Origin of the sequence: Pseudomonas sp. R1-1 (assembly GCF_051132135.1) — a bacterium.
Classification (GTDB): Bacteria; Pseudomonadota; Gammaproteobacteria; order Pseudomonadales; family Pseudomonadaceae; genus Aquipseudomonas.
Window position 1 is genome coordinate 691,530 of the sequence record NZ_CP071663.1, and the last position, 25,753, is coordinate 717,282.

The window sequence follows — 25,753 nt, forward strand, 5'->3', positions numbered from 1 at the left end:
ATGATCCGCGAAGAATTCCTGCGCTTGGCCGCTGACGGCTACAACCGCATTCCGCTGGCCTGCGAAACCCTGGCCGACTTCGACACACCGCTGTCGATCTACCTGAAACTGGCCGACCAGCCCAATACCTACCTGCTCGAATCGGTACAGGGCGGCGAGAAATGGGGCCGTTATTCGATGATCGGCCTGCCGTGCCGCACCGTTCTGCGCGTGCACGACCATCATGTCAGCATCACCGTTGATGGCGTCGAGACCGAAAGCCATGACGTTGAAGATCCATTGGCCTTCGTCGAAACCTTCAAGGCGCGCTACAACGTGCCGACCATTGCCGGCCTGCCGCGTTTCAACGGTGGTCTGGTCGGTTACTTCGGTTACGACTGCGTGCGTTATGTCGAAAAACGTCTGGGCAAATGCCCGAATCCTGATCCGCTGGGCGTGCCGGACATTCTGCTGATGGTTTCCGATGCCGTTGTGGTGTTCGACAACCTCGCCAGCAAGATGCATGCGATCGTGCTGGCCGACCCGGCGCAGGCCGATGCCTTCGAACAGGGTCAGGCGCGTTTGCAGGAGTTGCTCGAGCAACTGCGCCAGCCGATCACGCCGCGTCGTGGCCTGGATTTCAGCAAGCAGCAGTCGGCAGATCCGCTATTCCGCTCGAGTTTCACCCAGAACGATTACGAAAAAGCCGTCGACACCATCAAGGAATACATCCTCGCCGGCGACTGCATGCAAGTGGTGCCGTCGCAGCGTATGTCGATCGATTTCAAGGCTGCGCCGATCGATCTGTACCGCGCCCTGCGTTGCTTCAACCCGACGCCGTACATGTACTTCTTCAACTTCGGCGACTTCCATGTCGTCGGCAGTTCGCCGGAAGTGCTGGTGCGCGTTGAAGACAATTTGATCACCGTGCGCCCGATCGCCGGTACGCGCCCACGCGGCGCCACGGAAGAAGCCGATGTGGCGCTGGAGCAGGATCTGCTCTCCGACGACAAGGAAATCGCCGAGCACCTGATGCTGATCGACCTGGGCCGCAACGATACCGGGCGAGTCTCGGAGATCGGCTCGGTGAAACTCACCGAGAAAATGGTCATCGAGCGTTATTCGAACGTGATGCACATCGTCTCCAACGTCACCGGCCAGTTGAAAGCCGGGCTGACCGCGATGGACGCACTGCGGGCGATTCTGCCGGCGGGCACCTTGTCGGGCGCGCCGAAGATCCGCGCGATGGAAATCATCGACGAACTTGAGCCGGTCAAGCGTGGCGTGTACGGCGGTGCGGTCGGTTACTTCGCCTGGAACGGCAACATGGACACCGCGATCGCGATTCGCACCGCGGTGATCAAGAACGGCGAACTGCACGTGCAGGCCGGTGGCGGCATCGTCGCCGACTCGGTGCCGGCGATGGAATGGGAAGAAACCCTGAACAAACGCCGCGCAATGTTCCGCGCTGTGGCGCTGGCCGAACAGACCCCGGATTGAGATAGCTCCCCTGTAGGCCTTCGCCTGCTCGCGATAGCGCAATAACATTCAACCCATCAGTTGACTGAACCACCGCTATCGCGAGCAGGCTCACTCCTACATTTGGACTGTGTAGAGGCATTAAAAAAGCGGCGCCTGTGAGGGCGCCGCTTTTTTGCATCTGCGAATCAGAAGTCCAGCACCACCCCGACATTCAACCCCTGCTGCTTGAAGTCATCATCCTTGCGGAACGTATAACCACCGCGCAGCGCCAGATCCGCGGTGAGCTTGTGGCTGACGCCCAGGCTCAAACGGTTCAAGTGGCTGGCCGGCGTGTAGCCTTCCAGGGTGAAGTCATTCGCCGGCAGGGTGTTGAGCGCAATATTGACCTTCTGCACGTCGTCTTCGTACTCGCGCTCATGGGCGTATTCGCCGAACACCTGAGTCTGCGCGGTGATGTTGTACTTGCCCTGCAAGCCGAGGCCGAGGCGTTTCGAATCGCGGCTCTGATCGTCGAAGGTCAGCGCCGTGGCACGGTTGCTCTTCTCTGAGTAGCCGTCGACATCGACGCTGGCGTAGTCGGCGCTGACGAAGGGCGACAAGTGCCATTCGCTGCCCGGCTGGGCAATGTCGTAACCGACGCGCGTACTGAACGCCCACAGGCTGCCATCGGTATCGCCTTTCTCGGCGCCTTCGCTGACGCCCAGGTCGAATTTGCGCTTGAGGTTGTCGTAGTCGAGTTTGCCGCCGGTCAACGCCGCGTCGGCCCACCAGCGATTCTGCTGGAACTGGGCAAAGGCCGTGGCCATGTAGCTGTTGAGTTTGTAGTCCGAGTCGTTATGCCCGGCTTCCAGATTCTGCCGGTACAAACCTGCGGCCACGCCAACGCGCCAGGCGTCATTCAAGCGATAGCTGCCGCCGACGTTGAGGTTGTAGCCGCTGCCATCAGCACTGGCGCCGCTGCTTTGGCTGTCGACGTCCAGATGCTGCCCGCCCGCCGACACAATCGCCCGCCATTGGCCTACCGCTTGCCAGTTTTCCCAATCGGCCTGCCATTGGCTGCGCAGTTCATCCTGGTGCGCGCGCACGGTGGAGTGGGCCATTTCCGGCAGCAGGGTCAGCTCCCAAGGCGCGGCCAACAGCGAGTAGGCGTAGTCGGCGATCAGTTTCTGCCCGGACTCGGTCGGGTGTACGCCGTCGTTGTAGATCAGTTTGGTTGGATCTGGCGTAGCGCTGTTGATGCCGTAACGGGCGTTCTCAGGGCAGCCGCCGCCGCTGAAGCACGTTGCGGTCAGGTTCTGGTCAGTCGCCAGACCGAAGCGCCCCGGATCGGCGAACACTTCCGAGAGCAGCACCGGAATGTTCAGCGGAATGACTTCGGCGTTGATGCCTTGCAGGCGTGTCACCAACTGGCTGTTGAACTGGTTGGCGAGGGTGCTGCTGAACGCTTGTAGCGGTGTACCGTTGAGTGCCGGCGTCAGGCCGACGTCGGGCAGGAGCCAGACCATCACGTATTTGGCACCGGCGGTTTGCAGGGCTTGCACACTGTCTGCCAGCCGATCAGCGGCGGCGTTGGCCTGGGGCAGGCTGAGAACGCGGCCCTGCAAAAAGTCGTTACCGCCGCCGGAAACGTAATAGAGCGCATTCGGGTCGGCGCGAAAGCCGTTCGATGGCAGATAACCTGGGCGCGTGCGTTCGCCAGTGGCCGACTGGCTGGTGATCGAATCGAGAATCTGGTCGGTGCGATAGCCGCCGACCGCCCAGTTGTTGCCGTCCGCCTGGCCGTTTTCAGCACGTACGGCCGAGCTGGAAGACGCTGTCTGGTCGGCACTGAAGCCCAAGCGTGCGCCGAGCAGTTGGGTGGAATTCAATGAATACACTTCCCCGCTGCCGTCCTGATAGACCGGCCCGGTGCGGTTGGTATAACGCTCGGTCGAGCCTGCCGGGCCGCCAGCGTCGGCGAAGGTACCGGCATCGTTGAGGCTGTCGCCAAATACGATGAAGCTGGAATAAGGGTTTGGCGCTGCATTCGCCTGAGCACAGGCCAGTGCAAGCAGGCATCCGGCCAGCGGTACAAACAACGTCTGTCTGATCATGAGCAAGTCCGTTTATTTATTGTTTTAGGTGAACGAAACGACAGTACCAAAAAATCCCGGCGTTTTGCCATCGGTCGCGAATCGTCTCCCCGTTTTAACTCCCGCAGGCCCCGCCATATTGCACGCTCTGCCCAGCTAAGTTACTGTGCCGGAACGCATGAACGAGACCTTCCCCGTGTTGATCACCAGCAAACTTCTGGATCAAGTCATCAAGGCACACGCCCGCTGGCGTTGGCGCGCCTGAATCTTTTCTGCCGGCCCCGCCGGATCTGCATCGCTTTGCCTTCCTTGCCTGTCTGAAATGCCGCTGTGCCGACGCACCTGACTGCGTCCGACATCGTGCAGCGCCCTGCGGGCAAGTGTTCTGAAGGCTGTTTTCAAATCAGAATTCAAGAGGTTCGACACGCCATGTTGCTGATGATCGACAACTACGACTCCTTTACCTACAACGTTGTGCAATACCTCGGCGAGCTGGGTGCCGAGGTCAAAGTGGTGCGCAACGACGAACTGACCATCGCCGAAATCGAAGCGCTCAACCCCGAGCGCATCGTGGTGTCCCCCGGCCCATGCACGCCGACCGAAGCCGGCATTTCCATCGATGCGATCAAGCACTTCGCCGGCAAGCTGCCGATTCTCGGGGTCTGCCTTGGCCACCAGTCCATCGGTCAGGCCTTCGGCGGCGATGTGGTGCGGGCACGGCAAGTGATGCACGGTAAGACTAGCCCGGTATTCCACGAGGACAAGGGCGTATTCAACGGTCTCAACCATCCGCTGACCGTCACCCGCTACCATTCGCTGATCGTCAAACACGAGAGCTTGCCCGATTGCCTGGAGCTGACCGCGTGGACACAGCACGATGACGGTTCGGTCGACGAGATCATGGGCCTGCGTCACAAGACCCTGAACATCGAAGGCGTACAGTTTCACCCCGAGTCGATCCTCACCGAACAGGGCCATGAACTGTTCGCCAACTTCCTCAAACAAACCGGCGGCATGCGCTAAGGACTTTGCATGAATATCAAGACAGCCCTGAGCCGTATCGTCGATCACCTCGACCTCAGCACCGATGAGATGCGCGATGTGATGCGCGAAATCATGACTGGCCAATGCAGCGATGCGCAGATCGGCGCGTTCATGATGGCCATGCGCATGAAAAGCGAGAGCATCGACGAGATCGTCGGCGCCGTGTCGGTCATGCGCGAGCTTGCCGATCAGGTTGAACTCAAGACCCTCGACGGCGTGGTCGATGTGGTCGGCACCGGTGGTGACGGGGCGAACATCTTCAACGTGTCGACCGCGTCTTCCTTTGTTGTCGCGGCAGCCGGTTGCACCGTGGCCAAGCACGGCAACCGCGCCGTCTCGGGCAAGAGCGGCAGCGCCGACCTGCTCGAAGCCGCCGGCATCTATCTGAACCTGACGCCGGTACAAGTGGCGCGCTGCATCGACAATGTCGGCATCGGTTTCATGTTTGCCCAGACCCACCACAAAGCCATGAAATACGCTGCCGGCCCGCGCCGCGATCTCGGCCTGCGCACGCTGTTCAACATGCTCGGCCCGCTTACGAATCCGGCCGGTGTGAAACATCAGGTAGTGGGCGTGTTCACGCAGGCACTGTGCCGACCATTGGCTGAAGTCTTGCAGCGTCTGGGCAGCAAGCACGTGCTGGTGGTGCATTCGAAGGATGGGCTGGATGAATTCAGTCTCGCCGCGCCGACGTTTGTCGCCGAACTGAAGAACAACGAAATCACTGAATACTGGGTCGAGCCGGAAGATCTCGGCATGAAGAGCCAGAGCCTGCACGGCCTGTCGGTCGAAGGCCCGGAAGCGTCGCTGGCGCTGATACGTGATGCCCTCGGCAAGCGCAAAACCGAAAACGGCCAGAAAGCCGCCGAGATGATCGTGCTCAATGCCGGTGCTGCGTTGTACGCCGCCGACCTGGCCAGCAGTTTGAAACAGGGCGTGGAGCTTGCGCACGACGCTTTGCACACCGGCCTCGCTCGAGAGAAACTCGAGGAGCTGGGTGCCTTTACCGCGGTATTCAAAGTGGAGAATGAAGGATGAGTGTACCGACGGTTCTGGAAAAGATTCTCGCCCGCAAAGTCGAGGAAGTGGCTGAGCGTAGCGCCCGCGTCAGCCTCGGTGAGCTGGAGACTCTGGCCAAGGCGGCCGATGCACCCCGTGGTTTCGCCCAGGCGTTGCTGACGCAGGCGAAGAAAAAGCAGCCGGCGGTGATTGCCGAGATCAAAAAGGCTTCGCCGAGCAAAGGCGTGATCCGCGAAGACTTCGTTCCCGCCGACATCGCCAGAAGCTACGAGAAGGGCGGCGCGACCTGCCTGTCGGTGCTGACCGACATCGACTATTTCCAGGGCGCCGATGCGTATCTGCAACAGGCCCGTGCCGCGTGCAAACTGCCGGTGATCCGCAAGGATTTCATGATCGATCCGTACCAGATTGTCGAAGCCCGCGCACTGGGCGCGGACTGCGTGCTGCTGATCGTCTCCGCACTGGATGACGTGAAGATGGCCGAACTGGCTGCGGTGGCGAAAAGCGTCGGCCTCGATGTGCTGGTGGAAGTGCACGACGGCGATGAGCTCGAACGCGCCTTGAAGACACTCGATACGCCGCTGATCGGGGTCAACAACCGCAATCTGCACACCTTCGATGTCAGCCTGGAAACCACGCTGGATCTGCTGCCGCGCATTCCCCGAGATCGCTTGGTAATCACCGAAAGCGGCATCCTCAACCGTGCCGATGTCGAACTGATGGAAATCAGCGACGTGTACGCGTTTCTGGTTGGCGAAGCGTTCATGCGTGCAGAAAGCCCGGGCACCGAGTTGCAGCGTCTGTTCTTCCCGGAGCGTGGCGGTCCGGTAGTCAGCGGTTCGACCCTCGACTGATTCGACGCCATCGCGAGCAGGCTCACTCCTACATTTGGAATGCGTTCCCCTGTAGGAGTGAGCCTGCTCGCGATGAGGCCTTGAAATCCGCTAAAGATGTCCAATCTGCCGGAGCCCTGCATGCTACCAACCCCCCTGACCATCGAAGCCGGCCTGCAAGCCGAGCAAGATCTGTTGGCCTCGGTGTGCGCCGGCGACGCGGAATTCGCTCTGCTGTTCTGGCAACCCAGCGACCGCGCGCTGGTCATGCCGCGCCGCCTCAACCGGTTACCCGGTTTCGACCACGCTTGCGAAGTTTCCGCTGCGGCCGGTTGGCCGGTGCTGCTGCGCGAAACCGGCGGCGAGCCGGTCCCGCAATCTGCCGCGACGATCAACATCGCGCTGGTTTACGCGCCGCCGCGCAGCGAGGGCGATCTCAATCGTATCGAAACCGGCTACCGACGTTTGTGCGATCCGATCTGTCAGTTGCTCGATGAGTTGGGCGGCACGTCTTCGCTGGGCGAGATTGACGGTGCGTTCTGCGACGGACGCTTCAACGTCAATCTGGACGGACGCAAGATGGTCGGCACCGCGCAGCGCTGGCGGCAGAGTCAGGGCGGCCAGCGTCCGGTCGGGCTGGTGCACGGTGCGATGCTGATGGATGACGAGCGTGAGTCGATGGTTGCAGCGGTCAATCGCTTCAACGAGGCCTGCGGCCTGGAGCAACGGGTACGAGCGCAAAGCCACATCGCCCTGCATGAGAAATTCAACGCGCCACAGGCTTTGGCGCGTCTCGATGAACTGTTTCGTCTGATGCTGGCGCAGATCTACGGCGGCTGATTCTCAGGATTCAGCGCGTACCGAAGACCACCATGGTCTTGCCTTTCACATCGACCAGGTTGCGCTCTTCCAGATCCTTGAGCACGCGACCGACCATCTCCCGCGAGCAACCGACAATCCGCCCGATTTCCTGACGCGTCACCTTGATCTGCATGCCGTCCGGGTGGGTCATGGCGTCCGGTTGTTTGCACAATTCCAGCAGGCAACGAGCCACACGACCGGTGACGTCGAAGAAGGCCAGATCGCCGACCTTGCGCGTGGTATTGCGCAAGCGTTGTGCGATTTGTCCGCTGAGTACGTAAAGAATGTCCGGGTCCAGCTGGGACAGTTCGCGAAACTTGGCGTAGCTGATTTCCGCTGTTTCGCATTCGACCTTGGCCCGGACCCAGGCGCTGCGCTCCTGCTCCTGACCGGCTTGCTCGAACAGCCCCAGCTCACCAAAGAAATCCCCGGCATTGAGGTACGCAATGATCATTTCGCGGCCGTCATCATCCTCGATCAGAATCGTCACCGAGCCCTTGATGATGAAATACAGCGTGTCCGAGCGGTCGCCGGCACAGATGATGTTGCTCTTGGCTGCATGGCGACGGCGCTGACAATGCATCAACAACTTGTCGAGATTCTTGATTCTGGATGTGGGGGTAATAGCAACCATGGTTGTATCCCGAAAAGACTGCACGGTGATGTTTGGTTTTTTTATGAGGCGCTGAAGAGGGTCGCTGCAACAGCTGACGACACGGGCTGACATGGGCGCCAGCGAATTGGCGCCAGCTTAACAGACACTTCGTCGCAAATTCGAGAAATTACCTACAGTCCAGGGGTGTACGTCCTAGGACGTCATTCCTGTCGGGGCAAATCGCTGTGCTAAGCTGGCGACCCTTTTTTTTACAGTGGAGTCTGGGCGATGAAGGCACGCATCCAATGGGCTGGCGAAGCCATGTTCCTCGGCGAATCCGGCAGCGGTCATGTCGTGGTGATGGACGGTCCGCCGGACGCCGGTGGCCGTAATCTGGGTGTTCGGCCGATGGAAATGCTCCTGCTGGGCGTCGGCGGTTGCAGCAACTTCGACGTGGTCAGCATCCTCAAGAAGTCGCGTCAGGCTGTTGAAAGCTGCGAAGCGTTCCTGGAAGCCGAGCGCGCCACCGAAGATCCCAAGGTCTTCACCAGGATCCACATGCATTTCGTCGTCAAGGGTCGTGGCCTGAAAGAAGCTCAGGTCAAGCGTGCCATCGAGCTGTCCGCCGAGAAGTATTGCTCGGCCTCGATCATGCTCGGCGCGGCTGGCGTGGCGATTACCCACGATTACGAAATCATCGAACTCGGCTGAACCGACATTCAACTATCATAAAAGCAGTGCAGACTCTGGCGATCCCCCGCTGACGTCTGCATAATGCGCCACTTTTTTCAGGGCAGTGATCGGTCAGCCGACGGATCATCCGCCTGAACAGACAACCAAAATCGCCATCGCGAAGAGGTGTTAACCGTCCTACGCAGGTGCGTCGTTCGCACTTGACGGGCATGCTTGATCACGCGGCCGGGCCGCATACATAGAGAGTTTTTAACGGTGAAAAGCAAACTCAAGCTCCACGGGTTCAATAACCTGACAAAGACCTTGAGCTTCAACATCTATGACATCTGCTACGCGGAAACCCCGCAAGACCAGCAGGCTTACGTCGAGTACATCAATCAAGAGTACAACGCGAAACGCCTGACGCAGATTCTCACAGAAGTTGTCGAGATCATTGGTGCCAACATCCTGAACATTGCCAGTCAGGACTACGAACCTCAGGGCGCCAGCGTCACGATTCTGATTTCTGAAGAGCCGGTGACCCCGACTGACAGTCAGATCGAAGAATCGCCGGGCCCGTTGCCCGAAATTATCCTGGCCCACCTCGACAAGAGTCACATCACGGTGCACACCTACCCGGAGATTCATCCGGACGACGGTATTGCAACTTTCCGTGTGGACATCGACGTGTCGACCTGTGGGGTCATTTCACCGCTTAAAGCGCTCAACTTCCTCATTCACCAGTTCGATTCGGACATTGTGACCGTGGATTACCGTGTGCGCGGTTTCACCCGTGACGTTGAAGGCAACAAGCACTTCATCGACCACGAGATCAACTCGATCCAGAACTACCTGTCCGAAGACACTCGCGACGCGTACCAGATGACCGACGTGAACGTGTATCAGGAAAACCTGTTCCACACCAAGATGCTGCTGAAGAACTTCGAACTGGACAACTACCTGTTCGGCGACGCCACCAGCAATCTGTCCCCCGAGCAACGTACTCAAGTGACCGACCGGGTGAAACACGAAATGCTCGAGATCTTCTACGCACGCAACATGCCTGCGTAAGATTTCCAGGCAAAAAAAAGGCGACTCCTTTCACGGCAGTCGCCTTTTTCATGTCCGAAGCACAGCCCCGTGTAGGAGCGAGCCTGCTCGCGAAGGGGCCATCAGCCGCAATAACTATCTCAAATTCGATATGTACTCTTGGTCATCACTTTGGCCAAAATACTCATCCCGAACTTCACCGGCGCCGGAAAGCGAAAACCACCTGCATCCAGCGCACTCTCCGCATGATGTTCTTCGTCAGTGCGCATCTGCTCCAGAATCGCCCGGGATTTCTCATCCTCGGCCGGCAGTTGCTCGAGGTGTTCATTCAGATGCTTGCACACCTGATGCTCGGTCGCCGCGACAAAACCGAGGCTGACCTTGTCGCTGATCAGCCCGGCCACTGCACCGATCCCGAAGGACATGCCATAAAACAACGGATTCAGCACGCTGGTATGGCTGCCCAACTGATGAATGCGCTGTTCGCACCAGACCAGGTGATCGATCTCTTCTTCGGCCGCATGCTCCATGGCCTCGCGCACCTGCGGCAGTTTGGCGGTGAGCGCCTGCCCTTGGTACAACGCCTGAGCGCAGACTTCGCCGGTATGGTTGATGCGCATCAGGCCGGCGACGTGGCGGGTGTCTTCGTCGCTCATTGGCGTGTCCGGCTGCAGGATGGCCGGTGACGGGCGGTATGGCTGACCGCTGAAGGGCAGCAAAGTCCGCATCGCGGCATCGGCTTGCAGCAGAAGACGGTCAATCGGCGAGTAGTGACGTTGGGTAGTCATGCTGACCTCCGGGAAAAATCTCGACGGCCAGTTTAACCGAATCAGCCGGCGAAGGTTTGCGTTGGGTCATTGGTCGCGCGAGCAGGCTTATGTGGGAGCGAGCCTGCTCGCGAATGTGTTGGGTCAGGCACTGTCGTGCTGGATATGCCGACGTCTTCGCGAGCAGGTTTGCCGCGGATCAGCCCGGCGGCCAGTTCATCTGGCGCTGACCCAGTACATGCATATGAATGTGATAGACAGTCTGCCCACCGAGTTCATTGCAGTTCATCACTACGCGGAAACCTTCCTCGCAGCCCAGCTCCAGCGCCAGGCGTTGCGCGGTGAACAGAATGTGCCCGGCCAGTGCCTTGTCGTCTTCGGTCAGGTCGTTGAGGGTGCGCACCGGTTTCTTCGGGATCACCAGGAAATGCACAGGTGCCTGCGGGGCGATGTCGTGGAACGCCAGAACCTGGTCGTCCTCGTAAATGATCTTCGCCGGAATCTCCCGGTTGATGATCTTGGTGAACAGAGTATCCACTGCTGTTTCTCCGTTATAGGGGCTGAGTCGAGTGTACCGCGTTGAATTCGGAATTTTCAGCGCGGGCAATAGGCTTTGTTGACCATGCCGACGATGGTCCGGTTGAGCCAGCGCGAGCCGAACCTGGGCAAAAAGGCCAGCCAGCGGTTACGCCGTCCCGGAATGATGATCGCGCGGTTCTTTTCCAGGGCGCGCACGGTGTACAGCGCAACTTCCTCGGGGCTCATCAGTTTTGCGCTTTCATCGAGTTTTTCGCTGTTGAGCTGCGCCGTCCGGAAAAACGCCGTGCGTGTCGGGCCAGGGCAGAGCACCGAAACCTTCACCGCGCTTTGTTTGAGTTCAACGCGCAAGGCTTCGGAGAAGTTCAGGACGTAAGCCTTGCTTGCGTAGTAAGTGCTCATCCACGGACCGGGGCTGAAAGCCGCCACCGAGGCGACATTGAGGATCTGCCCGCCACCCTGCAGCGCCATGCTGTTGCCGATGGCGTGGCAGAGGCGGGTGAGGGCGAGGATGTTCACCTCGATCAGATCCTGCTCAGTCATCCAGTCCTGCGCGAGAAACGGGCCGCAGGTGCCGATGCCGGCGCAGTTCACCAGCAAATCGATCTGCCGGTCGCCTTCCTCCAGTTCCAGCAGGAAGCCGGACAGGCGCAGCGGTTCGCCCAGGTCGCAGGCGCGAAACAGCACTTCGACGCCGAAGCGTTGGGTCAATTCCAGGGCAATACTTTCCAGCTGATCACGCTGTCGAGCCACCAGAATCAGGCTGCGGCCGCGGCGGGCCAGCGCTTCGGCCATGGCCAGGCCGATGCCGCTGGACGCGCCAGTGATCAGAGCGTAACGGGTCATGCAGTTCTCCATCGCAACAGCTCCGCGCCGGCGACGCGGGTGTCACGGCGGGGAGCGCTGTTCATTCTTGCGCAGAGTCTACAGGGGGCTGCGCCGCTTCGGCTGCATCGTCGCCGGAAATCACTGGCGGTTCGACCTCTCCGTCGATCTCGTCGGTGGTCACCGAACCACTGTCATAGCTGCTTTCGACGCTGCTTTCGTATTCCTGCTGGATAGCCGAGATACCACCGAGCATTCCACCGACGAAGATCAGCGCGAAGAACACGATCCACAACGAGCACAGGACTTTGACGGCGGTGCTGTTGGGCGGTGGCGGTGGCCCGTAACGGTTGGCACCGGCGTTGCCCGGCACGACCATGATCACCAGCGGAAAGAAGCTGCCCACGAACGGCACCAGGTTCAGCAGCCAGAGCCAGCCAGACCAGCCGATGTCATGCAGACGCTGGACGCTGAATAGAATGCTGACGATCAGGAAAGCGACGAACAGGAAGAAAGCGAGGATCCCGCCAATGATCAGGCCGGTGGTGGAGTCGCCAGCGACCAGCCCCAGAGCCATCAGGGCAAACACGCCGACAATCGGCAGCGTCACCAGGCTCAGGACCATTGTCCAGGCCAGAAAACGCAGGCGGCCAATTCGCCCTTCGACGCTGAACGGCTTGAGCGTGGCGAACGCCGGCATATTTTCGCCGACGCCGGCGCGCGGCGGTGCGTAAGGGGAGTCGGTTTCCGCCATGACCGCGGATTGCTCGTGGACGTCAGAAAGGTTCAGGTCGATGACGGTTTCGGTTTCGACCCGCGCATCGATGCCAGTCTTGTTCAGCGCCTGCAGATAAATCTGCGCATCGCTGTGCGACAAGTCACGCTTGAGGGCTACGGTGCGGCCATTGAACAGACGCTCAATGCCGGCAACATCGCTTTTGAACAGGTCCGCCAGATTGAGTTTGGCGGTGGTGAGATCGACACCGGGCTGCAGAGCGCCGTCGAAGACGATCTTGTAACGGGGTTCGCTCATGGTCGAGGCATCCTTGTCGCGAATTGTTGGAAAGGTCAGCAGTGTAAGGCCAGGGCATCAGCGCTGGCCTGGTTTTTTCTCAGCGTGGCCAGCGGCTCGGTAACTGTGCTGCGCGAATTTGCGCCTGGCGGTACTCGGCGTCCAGTCGTGCAATCAATTGATCGACTGTCGGCAAGTCGTCGATTTGTCCCACTCCCTGACCCGCTGACCACACGGTTTTCCAGGCTTTGGCTTCGTCGTTGATCGGCTTGAGCTTGTCGCCGAAATTCACCTCGCCTGTACCTTGCAGGGCGGCCATATCGAAACCGGCCGCTTCCAGGCTTTGGCGCATGAAACTGGCCGGTACTCCTGACACCGCTGGAGTATGGATGATGTCCGCGGCCTTGGCTGTCAGCAGCATCTGCTTGTAGGCGTCAGGCGCATGACTTTCGCTGGTGCCGATAAATCGCGTACCGAAGTAGGCCAAATCCGCACCCAGCAGTTGTGCAGCGAGAATCTCATGGCCGTGGTTCAAACATCCTGCAAGCAGCAGCGTCTTGTCGAAGAACTGGCGGATCTCGGCTATCAGCGCAAACGGGCTCCAGGTCCCGGCATGCCCGCCGGCGCCGGCCGCGACTGCAATCAAACCATCGACGCCGGCTTCGGCGGCTTTCTCTGCATGCCGGCGTGTCGTCACGTCGTGGAATACCAGGCCGCCATAACTGTGCACTGCGTCGACCAGCTCCTTCACTGCACCGAGGCTGGTAATCACGATCGGCACCTTGTGCTCAACGCAGATGTCCAGGTCAGCCTGCAAGCGTGGGTTGCTGTTGTGCACGATCAGATTCACCGCATACGGCGCCGGGTTTTCCAGTGCGGCCAGACCCGCCTCGATCTCTTCCAGCCAGGCCTTGAAACCACTGCTTTCGCGCTGGTTCAGCGCGGGAAAGCTACCCACCACGCCATTGCGGCAGCAGGCGAGCACCAGTTGCGGATTGGATATCAGGAACATCGGCGCAGCCACCACAGGCAGACGCAGACGTTGTTCGAGCAAAACGGGCAGCGACATTGGAGTACCCCGAAATGGTGTAGTTATCGAAACTAGAACGGCCGGACCACGACCAGAATGACGATAGCCAGCAATAGCAGAACCGGCACTTCATTGAACCAGCGATAAAAGACATGACTGCGGGTGTTTTCGCCACGGGCGAAGCGTTTGACCTGCGCGCCACACATGTGGTGGTAGCCGATCAGCAGCACGACCAGGGTCAGCTTGGCGTGGATCCAGCCGCCCTGACTGAAGATCGTCGGGTTGAGGTAGATCAGCCAGCCGCCAAAGATCAGGGTCGCGATCATCGCCGGGCCCATGATGCCGCGATACAACTTGCGCTCCATGACGCTGAAGCGCTCCTTGCTGATCGTGTCTTCGCTTTGTGCGTGATAAACGAACAATCGCGGCAGGTAAAACAGCCCGGCGAACCAGCAGACGACACTGACGATATGCAACGCTTTGATCCACAGATAGAGCATTTTGGTTATTCCCTCATTCACGGTAAGCCAGATAGTAGAGGCTTGAGCGTCCGCACGTCACCTTGGCGGTTGTCGCAGGGGCGTGCGGCCCCTATCATCGACGGTTTCCAGTGGTTTCGTTGAGGGCAGGTTTATGGTCAAGGTCGGTATCGTCGGCGGCACGGGTTACACCGGTGTCGAACTGCTGCGTCTGTTGGCACAGCATCCGCAGGCAGAAGTGGTCGTCATCACTTCCCGATCCGAGGCCGGTCTGGCCGTGGCTGACATGTACCCGAACCTGCGCGGTCATTACGATGGCCTGGCGTTCAGCGTGCCGGACGTGAAAACCCTCGGTGCTTGCGATGTGGTGTTCTTCGCCACCCCGCACGGTGTTGCGCACGCGTTGGCAGGTGAGTTGCTGGCCGCGGGCACCAAAGTCATCGACCTGTCGGCGGACTTCCGCCTGCAGGACGCCGACGAATGGGCGAAGTGGTACGGCCAGCCTCACGGCGCACCGGAACTGCTGGATGAAGCGGTCTACGGTCTGCCGGAAGTCAATCGCGAGCAGATCAAAAAGGCACGTCTGATTGCAGTGCCGGGTTGCTATCCAACCGCGACGCAACTGGGTTTCCTGCCATTGCTGGAGGCCGGGCTGGCTGATGCTTCGCGCCTGATCGCCGACTGCAAATCCGGTGTCAGCGGTGCCGGCCGTGGTGCGGCTGTAGGCTCGCTGTACTCCGAAACGTCGGAAAGCATGAAGGCGTATGCGGTGAAAGGTCACCGTCACCTGCCGGAAATTCGCCAGGGCTTGCGTCGTGCGGCGGGCAAGGACGTCGGTCTGACATTCGTCCCGCACCTGACTCCGATGATCCGTGGCATTCACTCCACGCTTTACGCGACCGTGGTCGATCGCTCGGTTGATCTGCAAGCGCTGTTTGAAAAACGCTATGCCAACGAACCGTTCGTCGATGTAATGCCGGCCGGCAGCCATCCCGAAACCCGTAGCGTGCGTGGCGCCAACGTCTGCCGTATCGCGGTGCACCGTCCGCAGGATGGCGACTTGGTGGTGGTACTGTCGGTCATCGACAACCTGGTCAAAGGCGCGTCGGGGCAGGCAGTGCAGAACATGAACATCCTGTTTGGCCTGGACGAGCGCTTCGGTTTGTCCCACGCCGGCATGCTGCCTTAAAAGCAGCTACGAGCTTCAAGCTCCAAGCTAGAAGTCATCAGCCGCAAGCTTGAAGCTCAGCGCTTGAAGCTTGCCGCTGCTCCTCTAATAGTTGACCAATTTTCTAGGACAAGCGGATAATGCGCGTCATCACGCATTATGGCGGCGTAACGCCGGGAGATAGTCAGCATGAGCGTCGAATCCTTCACCCCCACGGCTTTGCAATTCACTCAAGGTGCTGCGCACAAGGTGAAGAGCCTGGTCGATGAAGAGGGGAATGATCGCTTGAAGCTGCGCGTATTCGTTACGGGCGGCGGTTGTTCAGGGTTTCAATACGGTTTCACCTTCGATGAAGATGTGGCCGATGATGACACCATTGTCGAGCGCGAAGGCGTGAGTCTGGTGGTCGATCCGATGAGCTTCCAGTACCTGGCTGGTGCGGAAGTGGATTATCAGGAAGGCCTGGAAGGTTCGCGGTTCGTGATCAAGAACCCGAACGCCACCACCACGTGTGGTTGCGGGTCGTCGTTCTCGATCTGATAGCAGCGTCTTTACAGCGTTTTCGCTTCGCATACTGAAACGCCGCAGAGCCTCACGGTTTTGCGGCGTTTTTTGTTGTCTCGCGATTCACTCAGGCCGGATAGATCGCGCCAAGCACTCGGAGGCCGCGGGCACCGGTGACGCTCGGACGATTGGCGGCGATACCTTCGAGGCAGCAATGAGCCAGCCAGGCGAAGGCCATCGCTTCGACCCAGTCAGGATCAACGCCGTGGCTAGCGGTACTGGCGACGGTGGTGTCGGGTAGCAGCGCTGCCAATCGTGTCATTAAAGCCGAGTTGTGTGCTCCGCCGCCGCAGACCAGCAACTCCTGTGTATTGGCTTGAGCGCTTTGCAGCGAGGTGACGATGGTTACGGCGGTCAGTTCGAGCAATGTGGCTTGCACGTTCTCCGCAGCAAGCGCGGGAAAACGCGAAAGATGTTGTTCCAGCCAGGGCAGGTTGAACACTTCTCGCCCGGTACTTTTCGGCCCTTGGGTGATGAAGAACGGATCGCTGAGCAGTGCTTCGAGCAGTTCAGGTTCAACAGTGCCGGTCTTCGCCCAATCGCCATTACGGTCGTAGTTCTCGCCGCGTTGCTGCTGAATCCAGGCGTCCATCAGAACATTCCCCGGGCCGCAGTCGAAACCGGCTACAGGCCTGGTCGGCTCGATCAGACTCAAATTGCTGAAGCCGCCGACATTCAAGACTGCCTGATTGCCAGAACGCTCTTCGAACAAAGCCTCATGGAAGGCGGGCACCAGCGGTGCACCCTGGCCGCCGGCCGCGACGTCGCGGCTACGGAAGTCACTGACGACCGTGATGCCGGTCAGTTCGGTGAGCAGGGCCGGGTTGCCGATCTGCACGGTAAAACCGCGCGCCGGTTCATGGCGAATGGTCTGGCCGTGACTGCCGATCGCACGAATAGCTTCAGGTTTGAGGTGCTGGTTGCTCAGTAGCGCGTGTACACCCTGCGCGGCGAGCTTCACCCAGTGTTGCTGGGCGATGGCCGAGCGGGCAATTTCATCAGCGCCGCTGGCGCACAAGCCAAGCAGCTCGGCGCGCAGGGAGTCGGGCATGGGAATGTAGTGGGTGGCGACCAGTCTGATCGCCGAGGTCTGCTCGATCAGGGCTATGTCCAGCCCGTCGAGACTGGTGCCGGACATTACCCCGATATACAAGGCCATGACTTAACGCTTGCTCGAGGCCAGCATGGTGGCCTTTTCCTGGTCCATGCGCGCCATCAATGGCTGGCTTTGCGCCAGGAAACGAGCGCGCTCAGACTTGGCTATCGGGTCGGCCATCGGCAATTTCTGCCCCAGCGGATCGACGTGCACACCGTTGACCTGGAACTCGTAGTGCAAATGCGGACCGGTCGACAGGCCTGTGGTGCCAATGTAGCCAATCACCTGGCCTTGCTTGACGGTACCGCCGGTTTTCACGCCCTTGGCAAAACCTTGCATGTGACCGTACAGCGTACGGTAGGTGTTGCCGTGCTGAATGATCACGGTGTTGCCGTAACCGCCGCGGCGACCGGCGAGCAGCACTTTACCGTCACCGGCAGCCTTGATTGGCGTACCACGTGGTGCAGCGTAGTCAACGCCTTTGTGGGCGCGGATCTTGTTGAGGATCGGGTGCTTGCGGCCCATCGAAAACTTCGAGCTGATACGAGCGAAGTCCACCGGCGTGCGGATAAAGGCCTTGCGCATGCTGTTGCCATCGGCGGTGTAATAGCTGCTGTTGCCTTGCTTGTTCGTATAACGCACGGCGGTGTAGGTCTTGCCGCGGTTAGTGAAGCGCGCCGAGAGAATCGGACCGTTTCCGACTGCTTTGCCGTTGACCACTTTCTGCTCGTAGATCACATCGAATTCGTCGCCCTGACGGATGTCCTGAGCGAAGTCGACGTCATAGCCAAAAACACTGGCCATATCCATGGTCAGGCTGTGCGACAGGCCCGCGCGAGCTGCGGATTGCGACAGCGAGCTGTTGATCACGCCGTGAACATAAGCGGTGCGAACGGTCGGCTTTGCGGTGACGCGATTGAACGCGTAGCCCTTGTCATTGCGTGTCAGGGTGATGGTTTCGACGTCGCTGACCTTGCTGTGCAGGCTGGTCAGCTGGCCTTCCGGGCTCAGTTCGAATTCGAGTTTCTGGCCGCGCTTGAGCTGGCTGAATTGTTTGGCTTGTTTATCGCTGGCCAATACTTCATGCACAGAGGCGCCTGGCAAACCGACCTTTTCGAAGAGTGTGGACAGCGTATCGCCCTTGGCCACAACGACTTCGCGGTGACCTGGGGCTTTAGCTTTTTCTTCAATTACAGGTGCGGGGGCAGGGGCTGCATCCGCGGTTTGTGCGGTGCTGTCTTCAGTGTTTTCGATTTGCGCAAACGGCGATGCGACGGGTTCATTTGTGGCTTGAGCCGCGTCAGCAGCGTCTTGATCTTGTGTCAGTTGTTCAGCAGGACTTTCCAGTTCAAGGCTCAGGGTCGTCTTTTTGGCTTCTACATCACTGGAAGGGAATACCAGGAGCGCCAGGCTGAGAAGGGCGGCGATTCCACTTGCGGCAAGCAGGTGGGTCTTCGGGTAAAGCGGGGGCGCTTTAGACGGTTCTGTGGTCATAGGTAATTTTGACTTTGAAAAATGATGAATTGGAAAAGATGAATGACATGATGAAGATGAAATAACTGTATAAAATATAACCAAATCATCTCTGAAGCAAGTCTACAGACAGTGAGTCTGCGGATTGGTGGTCGTTGCGCCGGGCAAAACTTGTAATTGGTGCGCGATATTGTATGGTTGGTTCCCTTTGAATCTGAGCCTTGCGGGTCTGTTATGAAGTCGGTTGAAGAGCAGCTAGCGCTGATAAAACGTGGTGCGGAAGAAATACTGGTCGAGTCCGAGCTGATCGAGAAGCTCAAGCGCGGCCAGCCGCTGCGTATCAAGGCTGGTTTCGATCCGACCGCGCCGGATCTGCATCTGGGCCACACCGTGCTTATTAATAAGCTGCGCCAGTTCCAGGAGCTGGGGCATCAGGTGATCTTCCTTATCGGTGATTTCACCGGGATGATCGGTGATCCGAGTGGCAAGAGCGCTACGCGCCCACCGTTGACTCGCGAGCAGGTTCTGGAAAACGCCGAGACGTACAAGACTCAGGTGTTCAAGATTCTCGATCCGGCGAAAACCGAAGTCGCGTTCAACTCCACCTGGATGGATCAGATGGGGCCGGCGGACTTCATTCGTCTGACTTCGCAGTACACCGTCGCTCGCATGCTCGAGCGCGACGACTTCGACAAGCGCTACACCACCAATCAGCCCATCGCCATTCACGAGTTCCTTTATCCGCTGGTTCAAGGTTACGACTCGGTAGCTCTGCGTGCGGATGTGGAGTTGGGCGGTACCGATCAGAAATTCAATCTGCTGATGGGGCGCGAGCTGCAACGTGGTTATGGTCAAGAAGCCCAGTGCATTCTGACTATGCCGTTGCTCGAAGGTCTGGATGGCGTGAAGAAGATGTCCAAATCGTTGGGCAACTATGTCGGTATCCAGGAAGCGCCGGGTGTCATGTACAGCAAGCTGGTTTCGATCCCGGATGCGCTGATGTGGCGCTACTTCGAACTGCTCAGCTTCCGTTCGATGGATGAAATCAATGCATTGCGAGCTGATGTCGAGGCGGGTGCCAATCCGCGTGACGTCAAAATCAAGCTGGCGGAAGAAATCGTCGCGCGTTTCCATGGTGAAGAGGCTGCGGCCAATGCTCACCGTGCAGCAGGTAACCGCATGAAGGATGGCGAGTTGCCGGATGATCTGCCGGAGATCGAGTTGGCTTCCGCTGAGGATATGCCGATTGCCGCTGTCCTTAACAAGGCAGGGCTGGTGAAGAACTCGGCGGCTGCGCGTGACCTGCTGGCGTCTGGCGGTGTTCGTGTTGATGGTGAAGTGGTTGATCGCTCCTTTATATATGTACTGGGTGCGACCCACGTTTGCCAGGCCGGGAAAAAGGCATTTGCCCGGATTACATTGAAATCCGAGTAATGTTTCAAATAAGTGTTGACGGCGAATTTCAGATGTCTATAATTCGCCCCACTTCCGGCGCAGTCGAAACGGAAAACTCCTTGAGATTCAACGAGTTAAATAGGTTTCGGCGGCAGACGGCTTCAGTTTATAGAAGCCCGAAAGGAAGTTGAAAAAGAGGTGTTGACAGCGGCGTGTAACGCTGTAGAATTCGCCTCCCGCTGACGAGAGATCGGAAGCGCAAGTGGTTGAAGTTGTTGAAGAAATCTTCGAAAGCTTCTGAAAATAATCACTTGACAGCAAATGAGGCTGCTGTAGAATGCGCGCCTCGGTTGAGACGAAAGATCTTAACCAACCGCTCTTTAACAACTGAATCAAGCAATTCGTGTGGGTGCTTGTGGAGTCAGACTGATAGTCAACAAGATTATCAGCATCACAAGTTACTCCGCGAGAAATCAAAGATGTAACCAACGATTGCTGAGCCAAGTTTAGGGTTTCTTAAAAACCCAAAGATGTTTGAACTGAAGAGTTTGATCATGGCTCAGATTGAACGCTGGCGGCAGGCCTAACACATGCAAGTCGAGCGGATGAAAGGAGCTTGCTCCTGGATTCAGCGGCGGACGGGTGAGTAATGCCTAGGAATCTGCCTGGTAGTGGGGGACAACGTTTCGAAAGGAACGCTAATACCGCATACGTCCTACGGGAGAAAGCAGGGGACCTTCGGGCCTTGCGCTATCAGATGAGCCTAGGTCGGATTAGCTAGTTGGTGAGGTAATGGCTCACCAAGGCGACGATCCGTAACTGGTCTGAGAGGATGATCAGTCACACTGGAACTGAGACACGGTCCAGACTCCTACGGGAGGCAGCAGTGGGGAATATTGGACAATGGGCGAAAGCCTGATCCAGCCATGCCGCGTGTGTGAAGAAGGTCTTCGGATTGTAAAGCACTTTAAGTTGGGAGGAAGGGTTGTAGATTAATACTCTGCAATTTTGACGTTACCGACAGAATAAGCACCGGCTAACTCTGTGCCAGCAGCCGCGGTAATACAGAGGGTGCAAGCGTTAATCGGAATTACTGGGCGTAAAGCGCGCGTAGGTGGTTCGTTAAGTTGGATGTGAAATCCCCGGGCTCAACCTGGGAACTGCATTCAAAACTGTCGAGCTAGAGTATGGTAGAGGGTGGTGGAATTTCCTGTGTAGCGGTGAAATGCGTAGATATAGGAAGGAACACCAGTGGCGAAGGCGACCACCTGGACTGATACTGACACTGAGGTGCGAAAGCGTGGGGAGCAAACAGGATTAGATACCCTGGTAGTCCACGCCGTAAACGATGTCAACTAGCCGTTGGGAGCCTTGAGCTCTTAGTGGCGCAGCTAACGCATTAAGTTGACCGCCTGGGGAGTACGGCCGCAAGGTTAAAACTCAAATGAATTGACGGGGGCCCGCACAAGCGGTGGAGCATGTGGTTTAATTCGAAGCAACGCGAAGAACCTTACCAGGCCTTGACATCCAATGAACTTTCCAGAGATGGATTGGTGCCTTCGGGAACATTGAGACAGGTGCTGCATGGCTGTCGTCAGCTCGTGTCGTGAGATGTTGGGTTAAGTCCCGTAACGAGCGCAACCCTTGTCCTTAGTTACCAGCACGTTATGGTGGGCACTCTAAGGAGACTGCCGGTGACAAACCGGAGGAAGGTGGGGATGACGTCAAGTCATCATGGCCCTTACGGCCTGGGCTACACACGTGCTACAATGGTCGGTACAAAGGGTTGCCAAGCCGCGAGGTGGAGCTAATCCCATAAAACCGATCGTAGTCCGGATCGCAGTCTGCAACTCGACTGCGTGAAGTCGGAATCGCTAGTAATCGTGAATCAGAATGTCACGGTGAATACGTTCCCGGGCCTTGTACACACCGCCCGTCACACCATGGGAGTGGGTTGCACCAGAAGTAGCTAGTCTAACCTTCGGGAGGACGGTTACCACGGTGTGATTCATGACTGGGGTGAAGTCGTAACAAGGTAGCCGTAGGGGAACCTGCGGCTGGATCACCTCCTTAATCGACGACATCAGCTGCTCCATGAGCTCCCACACGAATTGCTTGATTCATTGAAGAAGACGATAGAAGCAGCTTTAAGCTCCAAGCTGATAGCTCCAGGCTAACAGTTACGCGCTCGAAATTGGGTCTGTAGCTCAGTTGGTTAGAGCGCACCCCTGATAAGGGTGAGGTCGGCAGTTCGAATCTGCCCAGACCCACCAATTTTGTTATGGGGCCATAGCTCAGCTGGGAGAGCGCCTGCCTTGCACGCAGGAGGTCAGCGGTTCGATCCCGCTTGGCTCCACCATATAAACTGCTTCTGAAAGCTTAGAAATGAATATTCGGTGCGAATATTGATTTCTAGTCTTTTGATTAGATCGTTCTTTAAAAATTTGGGTATGTGATAGAAAGATAGACTGAACGTTACTTTCACTGGTAACGGATCAGGCTAAGGTAAAATTTGTGAGTTCTCTTAATTGAGAAATTCGAATTTTCGGCGAATGTCGTCTTCACAGTATAACCAGATTGCTTGGGGTTATATGGTCAAGTGAAGAAGCGCATACGGTGGATGCCTTGGCAGTCAGAGGCGATGAAAGACGTGGTAGCCTGCGAAAAGCTTCGGGGAGTCGGCAAACAGACTTTGATCCGGAGATGTCTGAATGGGGGAACCCAGCCATCACAAGATGGTTATCTTGTACTGAATACATAGGTGCAAGAGGCGAACCAGGGGAACTGAAACATCTAAGTACCCTGAGGAAAAGAAATCAACCGAGATTCCCTTAGTAGTGGCGAGCGAACGGGGACTAGCCCTTAAGTTGATTTGAGATTAGCGGAACGCTCTGGAAAGTGCGGCCATAGTGGGTGATAGCCCTGTACGCGAAAATCTCTTGTCAATGAAATCGAGTAGGACGGAGCACGAGAAACTTTGTCTGAATATGGGGGGACCATCCTCCAAGGCTAAATACTACTGACTGACCGATAGTGAACTAGTACCGTGAGGGAAAGGCGAAAAGAACCCCGGAGAGGGGAGTGAAATAGATCCTGAAACCGTATGCGTACAAGCAGTGGGAGCCCACTTTGTTGGGTGACTGCGTACCTTTTGTATAATGGGTCAGCGACTTATTTTCAGTGGCGAGCTTAACCGAATAGGGGAGGCGTAGCGAAAGCGAGTCTTAATAGGGCGTCTAGTCGCTGGGAATAGACCCGAAACCGGGCGATCTATCCATGGGCAGGTTGAAGGTTAGGTAACACTGACTGGAGGACCGAACCGACTACCGTTGAAAAGTTAGCGGATGACCTGTGGATCGGAGTGAAAGGCTAATCAAGCTCGGAGATAGCTGGTTCTCCTCGAAAGCTATTTAGGTAGCGCCTCATGTATCACTGTAGGGGGTAGAGCACTGTTTCGGCTAGGGGGTCATCCCGACTTACCAAACCGATGCAAACTCCGAATACCTACAAGTGCCGAGCATGGGAGACACACGGCGGGTGCTAACGTCCGTCGTGAAAAGGGAAACAACCCAGACCGTCAGCTAAGGTCCCAAAGTTATGGTTAAGTGGGAAACGATGTGGGAAGGCTTAGACAGCTAGGAGGTTGGCTTAGAAGCAGCCACCCTTTAAAGAAAGCGTAATAGCTCACTAGTCGAGTCGGCCTGCGCGGAAGATGTAACGGGGCTCAAACCATACACCGAAGCTACGGGTATCACCTTCGGGTGATGCGGTAGAGGAGCGTTCTGTAAGCCTGTGAAGGTGAGTTGAGAAGCTTGCTGGAGGTATCAGAAGTGCGAATGCTGACATGAGTAACGACAATGGGTGTGAAAAACACCCACGCCGAAAGACCAAGGTTTCCTGCGCAACGTTAATCGACGCAGGGTTAGTCGGTCCCTAAGGCGAGGCTGAAAAGCGTAGTCGATGGAAAACAGGTTAATATTCCTGTACTTCTGGTTATTGCGATGGAGGGACGGAGAAGGCTAGGCCAGCTTGGCGTTGGTTGTCCAAGTTTAAGGTGGTAGGCTGAGATCTTAGGTAAATCCGGGATCTTAAGGCCGAGAGCTGATGACGAGTTACCCTTTGGGTGACGAAGTGGTTGATGCCATGCTTCCAAGAAAAGCTTCTAAGCTTCAGGTAACCAGGAACCGTACCCCAAACCGACACAGGTGGTTGGGTAGAGAATACCAAGGCGCTTGAGAGAACTCGGGTGAAGGAACTAGGCAAAATGGCACCGTAACTTCGGGAGAAGGTGCGCCGGTGAGGGTGAAGGACTTGCTCCGTAAGCTCATGCCGGTCGAAGATACCAGGCCGCTGCGACTGTTTATTAAAAACACAGCACTCTGCAAACACGAAAGTGGACGTATAGGGTGTGACGCCTGCCCGGTGCCGGAAGGTTAATTGATGGGGTTAGCTAACGCGAAGCTCTTGATCGAAGCCCCGGTAAACGGCGGCCGTAACTATAACGGTCCTAAGGTAGCGAAATTCCTTGTCGGGTAAGTTCCGACCTGCACGAATGGCGTAACGATGGCGGCGCTGTCTCCACCCGAGACTCAGTGAAATTGAAATCGCTGTGAAGATGCAGTGTATCCGCGGCTAGACGGAAAGACCCCGTGAACCTTTACTATAGCTTTGCACTGGACTTTGAATTTGCTTGTGTAGGATAGGTGGGAGGCTTTGAAGCGTGGACGCCAGTTCGCGTGGAGCCATCCTTGAAATACCACCCTGGCAACTTTGAGGTTCTAACTCAGGTCCGTTATCCGGATCGAGGACAGTGTATGGTGGGTAGTTTGACTGGGGCGGTCTCCTCCTAAAGAGTAACGGAGGAGTACGAAGGTGCGCTCAGACCGGTCGGAAATCGGTCGTAGAGTATAAAGGCAAAAGCGCGCTTGACTGCGAGACAGACACGTCGAGCAGGTACGAAAGTAGGTCTTAGTGATCCGGTGGTTCTGTATGGAAGGGCCATCGCTCAACGGATAAAAGGTACTCCGGGGATAACAGGCTGATACCGCCCAAGAGTTCATATCGACGGCGGTGTTTGGCACCTCGATGTCGGCTCATCACATCCTGGGGCTGAAGCCGGTCCCAAGGGTATGGCTGTTCGCCATTTAAAGTGGTACGCGAGCTGGGTTTAGAACGTCGTGAGACAGTTCGGTCCCTATCTGCCGTGGACGTTTGAGATTTGAGAGGGGCTGCTCCTAGTACGAGAGGACCGGAGTGGACGAACCTCTGGTGTTCCGGTTGTCACGCCAGTGGCATTGCCGGGTAGCTATGTTCGGGAAAGATAACCGCTGAAAGCATCTAAGCGGGAAACTTGCCTCAAGATGAGATCTCACTGGAACCTTGAGTTCCCTGAAGGGCCGTCGAAGACTACGACGTTGATAGGTTGGGTGTGTAAGCGCTGTGAGGCGTTGAGCTAACCAATACTAATTGCCCGTGAGGCTTGACCATATAACACCCAAGCAATTTGCGAACTCGAAAGAGACCAGATTGCGGTGTGTGAAGACGAAACGAACCGAAAGTTCGAAACGCAAACACCAGCTGTCACATACCCGATTTGCTGAAGCGAGGCCATCTGGTCACGACTCAGTACCCGAATTTCTTGACGACCATAGAGCGTTGGAACCACCTGATCCCATCCCGAACTCAGCAGTGAAACGATGCATCGCCGATGGTAGTGTGGGGTTTCCCCATGTGAGAGTAGGTCATCGTCAAGATTAAATTCCGAAACCCCAATTGCGAAAGCAGTTGGGGTTTTGTTTT

The 25,753-nt window shown here is 57.3% G+C and carries 20 protein-coding genes, 2 tRNA genes and 3 rRNA genes; 15 read left to right on the forward strand and 10 right to left on the reverse strand.

Going from position 1 to position 25,753, the window contains the following annotated elements; translation table 11 throughout:
- Positions 1-1,479, forward strand: a complete 1,479-nt coding sequence (trpE, locus tag J3P75_RS03155; protein WP_434709317.1) for an anthranilate synthase component I — start codon at positions 1-3, stop codon at positions 1,477-1,479.
- Positions 1,480-1,646: 167 nt separating this feature from the next.
- Here the strand turns inward: trpE and estP are convergent, their stop codons facing one another.
- The gene (gene estP / locus J3P75_RS03160) at positions 1,647-3,554 is read right to left on the reverse strand and encodes an esterase EstP (protein WP_434709318.1); all 1,908 of its coding nucleotides are present in this window, start codon (positions 3,552-3,554) and stop codon (positions 1,647-1,649) included.
- Positions 3,555-3,962: 408 nt separating this feature from the next.
- Here estP and J3P75_RS03165 point away from each other — a divergent pair, with 408 nt between their 5' ends.
- The 4 genes from J3P75_RS03165 to J3P75_RS03180 all read left to right on the forward strand — a co-directional run bounded on the left by J3P75_RS03165 (position 3,963) and on the right by J3P75_RS03180 (position 7,270).
- Entirely contained in the window at positions 3,963-4,556 is a 594-nt protein-coding gene (locus J3P75_RS03165; RefSeq protein ID WP_090286811.1) for an aminodeoxychorismate/anthranilate synthase component II, read from the forward strand.
- A gap of 9 nt (positions 4,557-4,565) precedes the next feature.
- Positions 4,566-5,615: an anthranilate phosphoribosyltransferase gene (gene trpD / locus J3P75_RS03170; RefSeq protein WP_090286810.1), complete on the forward strand. Its 1,050-nt coding sequence runs from the start codon at positions 4,566-4,568 to the stop codon at positions 5,613-5,615.
- The gene (gene trpC / locus J3P75_RS03175; protein ID WP_434709319.1) at positions 5,612-6,451 is read left to right on the forward strand and encodes an indole-3-glycerol phosphate synthase TrpC; all 840 of its coding nucleotides are present in this window, start codon (positions 5,612-5,614) and stop codon (positions 6,449-6,451) included. The genes trpD and trpC overlap by 4 nt, the downstream gene beginning before the upstream one ends.
- A gap of 120 nt (positions 6,452-6,571) precedes the next feature.
- Positions 6,572-7,270 carry a lipoate--protein ligase family protein gene (locus tag J3P75_RS03180; RefSeq protein ID WP_434709320.1) on the forward strand — a complete coding sequence of 233 codons (699 nt, stop codon included), beginning with the start codon at positions 6,572-6,574 and terminating at the stop codon, positions 7,268-7,270.
- Positions 7,271-7,280: 10 nt separating this feature from the next.
- Here J3P75_RS03180 and crp read toward each other — a convergent pair whose 3' ends face one another.
- Positions 7,281-7,925, reverse strand: coding sequence for a cAMP-activated global transcriptional regulator CRP (crp, locus tag J3P75_RS03185; RefSeq protein WP_434709321.1), 645 nt, complete (start codon positions 7,923-7,925; stop codon positions 7,281-7,283).
- A gap of 249 nt (positions 7,926-8,174) precedes the next feature.
- On the opposite strand from crp, the gene J3P75_RS03190 reads away from it, so the two are divergent.
- Positions 8,175-8,597 (forward strand): OsmC family protein, encoded by a 423-nt coding sequence (locus J3P75_RS03190; RefSeq protein ID WP_007994936.1) that lies wholly within the window; start codon positions 8,175-8,177, stop codon positions 8,595-8,597.
- 237 nt (positions 8,598-8,834) lie between these two features.
- Entirely contained in the window at positions 8,835-9,629 is a 795-nt protein-coding gene (speD, locus tag J3P75_RS03195) for an adenosylmethionine decarboxylase (protein ID WP_434709322.1), read from the forward strand.
- Between the two features lie 119 nt (positions 9,630-9,748).
- Here speD and coq7 read toward each other — a convergent pair whose 3' ends face one another.
- From coq7 to hemJ, 6 genes are all read right to left on the reverse strand, one after another.
- Positions 9,749-10,396 carry a 2-polyprenyl-3-methyl-6-methoxy-1,4-benzoquinone monooxygenase gene (gene coq7 / locus J3P75_RS03200; RefSeq protein ID WP_434709323.1) on the reverse strand — a complete coding sequence of 216 codons (648 nt, stop codon included), beginning with the start codon at positions 10,394-10,396 and terminating at the stop codon, positions 9,749-9,751.
- A gap of 178 nt (positions 10,397-10,574) precedes the next feature.
- Entirely contained in the window at positions 10,575-10,913 is a 339-nt protein-coding gene (locus J3P75_RS03205) for a histidine triad nucleotide-binding protein (RefSeq protein WP_017128660.1), read from the reverse strand.
- A gap of 56 nt (positions 10,914-10,969) precedes the next feature.
- Complete coding sequence (locus tag J3P75_RS03210) at positions 10,970-11,758, reverse strand: SDR family NAD(P)-dependent oxidoreductase (protein WP_090286797.1); 789 nt, start codon at positions 11,756-11,758, stop codon at positions 10,970-10,972.
- A gap of 61 nt (positions 11,759-11,819) precedes the next feature.
- Positions 11,820-12,770, reverse strand: a complete 951-nt coding sequence (locus tag J3P75_RS03215) for a DUF805 domain-containing protein (protein ID WP_434709325.1) — start codon at positions 12,768-12,770, stop codon at positions 11,820-11,822.
- 79 nt (positions 12,771-12,849) lie between these two features.
- Positions 12,850-13,818, reverse strand: a complete 969-nt coding sequence (locus J3P75_RS03220; protein WP_434709326.1) for an NAD(P)H-dependent flavin oxidoreductase — start codon at positions 13,816-13,818, stop codon at positions 12,850-12,852.
- Between the two features lie 32 nt (positions 13,819-13,850).
- Positions 13,851-14,279, reverse strand: coding sequence for a protoporphyrinogen oxidase HemJ (hemJ, locus tag J3P75_RS03225; protein ID WP_090286791.1), 429 nt, complete (start codon positions 14,277-14,279; stop codon positions 13,851-13,853).
- Between the two features lie 133 nt (positions 14,280-14,412).
- On the opposite strand from hemJ, the gene argC reads away from it, so the two are divergent.
- A complete protein-coding gene (gene argC, locus J3P75_RS03230) occupies positions 14,413-15,447 on the forward strand; it encodes an N-acetyl-gamma-glutamyl-phosphate reductase (RefSeq protein WP_042610443.1) in 1,035 nt (344 codons plus the stop codon).
- A 168-nt stretch (positions 15,448-15,615) separates the two neighbouring features.
- On the forward strand, positions 15,616-15,966 hold the full coding sequence (gene erpA, locus J3P75_RS03235) for an iron-sulfur cluster insertion protein ErpA (protein ID WP_007918905.1): 351 nt from the start codon (positions 15,616-15,618) through the stop codon (positions 15,964-15,966).
- 91 nt (positions 15,967-16,057) lie between these two features.
- On the opposite strand, the gene J3P75_RS03240 is transcribed toward erpA, so the two are convergent.
- Both J3P75_RS03240 and J3P75_RS03245 read right to left on the reverse strand, forming a co-directional pair.
- Entirely contained in the window at positions 16,058-17,149 is a 1,092-nt protein-coding gene (locus tag J3P75_RS03240; RefSeq protein ID WP_434709327.1) for an anhydro-N-acetylmuramic acid kinase, read from the reverse strand.
- A gap of 3 nt (positions 17,150-17,152) precedes the next feature.
- The gene (locus J3P75_RS03245; RefSeq protein ID WP_434711202.1) at positions 17,153-18,580 is read right to left on the reverse strand and encodes a peptidoglycan DD-metalloendopeptidase family protein; all 1,428 of its coding nucleotides are present in this window, start codon (positions 18,578-18,580) and stop codon (positions 17,153-17,155) included.
- A gap of 213 nt (positions 18,581-18,793) precedes the next feature.
- On the opposite strand from J3P75_RS03245, the gene tyrS reads away from it, so the two are divergent.
- From tyrS to rrf, 6 genes are all read left to right on the forward strand, one after another.
- Complete coding sequence (gene tyrS / locus J3P75_RS03250; RefSeq protein WP_434709328.1) at positions 18,794-19,993, forward strand: tyrosine--tRNA ligase; 1,200 nt, start codon at positions 18,794-18,796, stop codon at positions 19,991-19,993.
- Positions 19,994-20,490: 497 nt separating this feature from the next.
- Positions 20,491-22,027, forward strand: a 16S ribosomal RNA gene (locus tag J3P75_RS03255).
- A gap of 123 nt (positions 22,028-22,150) precedes the next feature.
- Positions 22,151-22,227, forward strand: a tRNA-Ile gene (locus J3P75_RS03260).
- Positions 22,228-22,237: 10 nt separating this feature from the next.
- Positions 22,238-22,313: transfer RNA gene (locus J3P75_RS03265), tRNA-Ala, on the forward strand.
- Positions 22,314-22,547: 234 nt separating this feature from the next.
- A 23S ribosomal RNA gene (locus tag J3P75_RS03270) occupies positions 22,548-25,441 on the forward strand.
- Positions 25,442-25,591: 150 nt separating this feature from the next.
- Positions 25,592-25,707 (forward strand): 5S ribosomal RNA (gene rrf, locus J3P75_RS03275).
- Together the 16S, 23S and 5S rRNA genes with 2 tRNA genes alongside form the textbook arrangement of a ribosomal RNA operon.
- Positions 25,708-25,753: the final 46 nt, after the last annotated feature.

Coding starts and splice junctions, on each gene's coding strand:
- trpE (WP_434709317.1), top strand. CDS start 1: ATGATCCGCGAAGAATTCCTGCGCTTGGCCGCTGACGGCTACAACCGC.
- estP (WP_434709318.1), bottom strand. CDS start 3,554: ATGATCAGACAGACGTTGTTTGTACCGCTGGCCGGATGCCTGCTTGCA.
- J3P75_RS03165 (WP_090286811.1), top strand. CDS start 3,963: ATGTTGCTGATGATCGACAACTACGACTCCTTTACCTACAACGTTGTG.
- trpD (WP_090286810.1), top strand. CDS start 4,566: ATGAATATCAAGACAGCCCTGAGCCGTATCGTCGATCACCTCGACCTC.
- trpC (WP_434709319.1), top strand. CDS start 5,612: ATGAGTGTACCGACGGTTCTGGAAAAGATTCTCGCCCGCAAAGTCGAG.
- J3P75_RS03180 (WP_434709320.1), top strand. CDS start 6,572: ATGCTACCAACCCCCCTGACCATCGAAGCCGGCCTGCAAGCCGAGCAA.
- crp (WP_434709321.1), bottom strand. CDS start 7,925: ATGGTTGCTATTACCCCCACATCCAGAATCAAGAATCTCGACAAGTTG.
- J3P75_RS03190 (WP_007994936.1), top strand. CDS start 8,175: ATGAAGGCACGCATCCAATGGGCTGGCGAAGCCATGTTCCTCGGCGAA.
- coq7 (WP_434709323.1), bottom strand. CDS start 10,396: ATGACTACCCAACGTCACTACTCGCCGATTGACCGTCTTCTGCTGCAA.
- J3P75_RS03210 (WP_090286797.1), bottom strand. CDS start 11,758: ATGACCCGTTACGCTCTGATCACTGGCGCGTCCAGCGGCATCGGCCTG.
- J3P75_RS03215 (WP_434709325.1), bottom strand. CDS start 12,770: ATGAGCGAACCCCGTTACAAGATCGTCTTCGACGGCGCTCTGCAGCCC.
- J3P75_RS03220 (WP_434709326.1), bottom strand. CDS start 13,818: ATGTCGCTGCCCGTTTTGCTCGAACAACGTCTGCGTCTGCCTGTGGTG.
- hemJ (WP_090286791.1), bottom strand. CDS start 14,279: ATGCTCTATCTGTGGATCAAAGCGTTGCATATCGTCAGTGTCGTCTGC.
- argC (WP_042610443.1), top strand. CDS start 14,413: ATGGTCAAGGTCGGTATCGTCGGCGGCACGGGTTACACCGGTGTCGAA.
- erpA (WP_007918905.1), top strand. CDS start 15,616: ATGAGCGTCGAATCCTTCACCCCCACGGCTTTGCAATTCACTCAAGGT.
- J3P75_RS03240 (WP_434709327.1), bottom strand. CDS start 17,149: ATGGCCTTGTATATCGGGGTAATGTCCGGCACCAGTCTCGACGGGCTG.
- J3P75_RS03245 (WP_434711202.1), bottom strand. CDS start 18,580: ATGACCACAGAACCGTCTAAAGCGCCCCCGCTTTACCCGAAGACCCAC.
- tyrS (WP_434709328.1), top strand. CDS start 18,794: ATGAAGTCGGTTGAAGAGCAGCTAGCGCTGATAAAACGTGGTGCGGAA.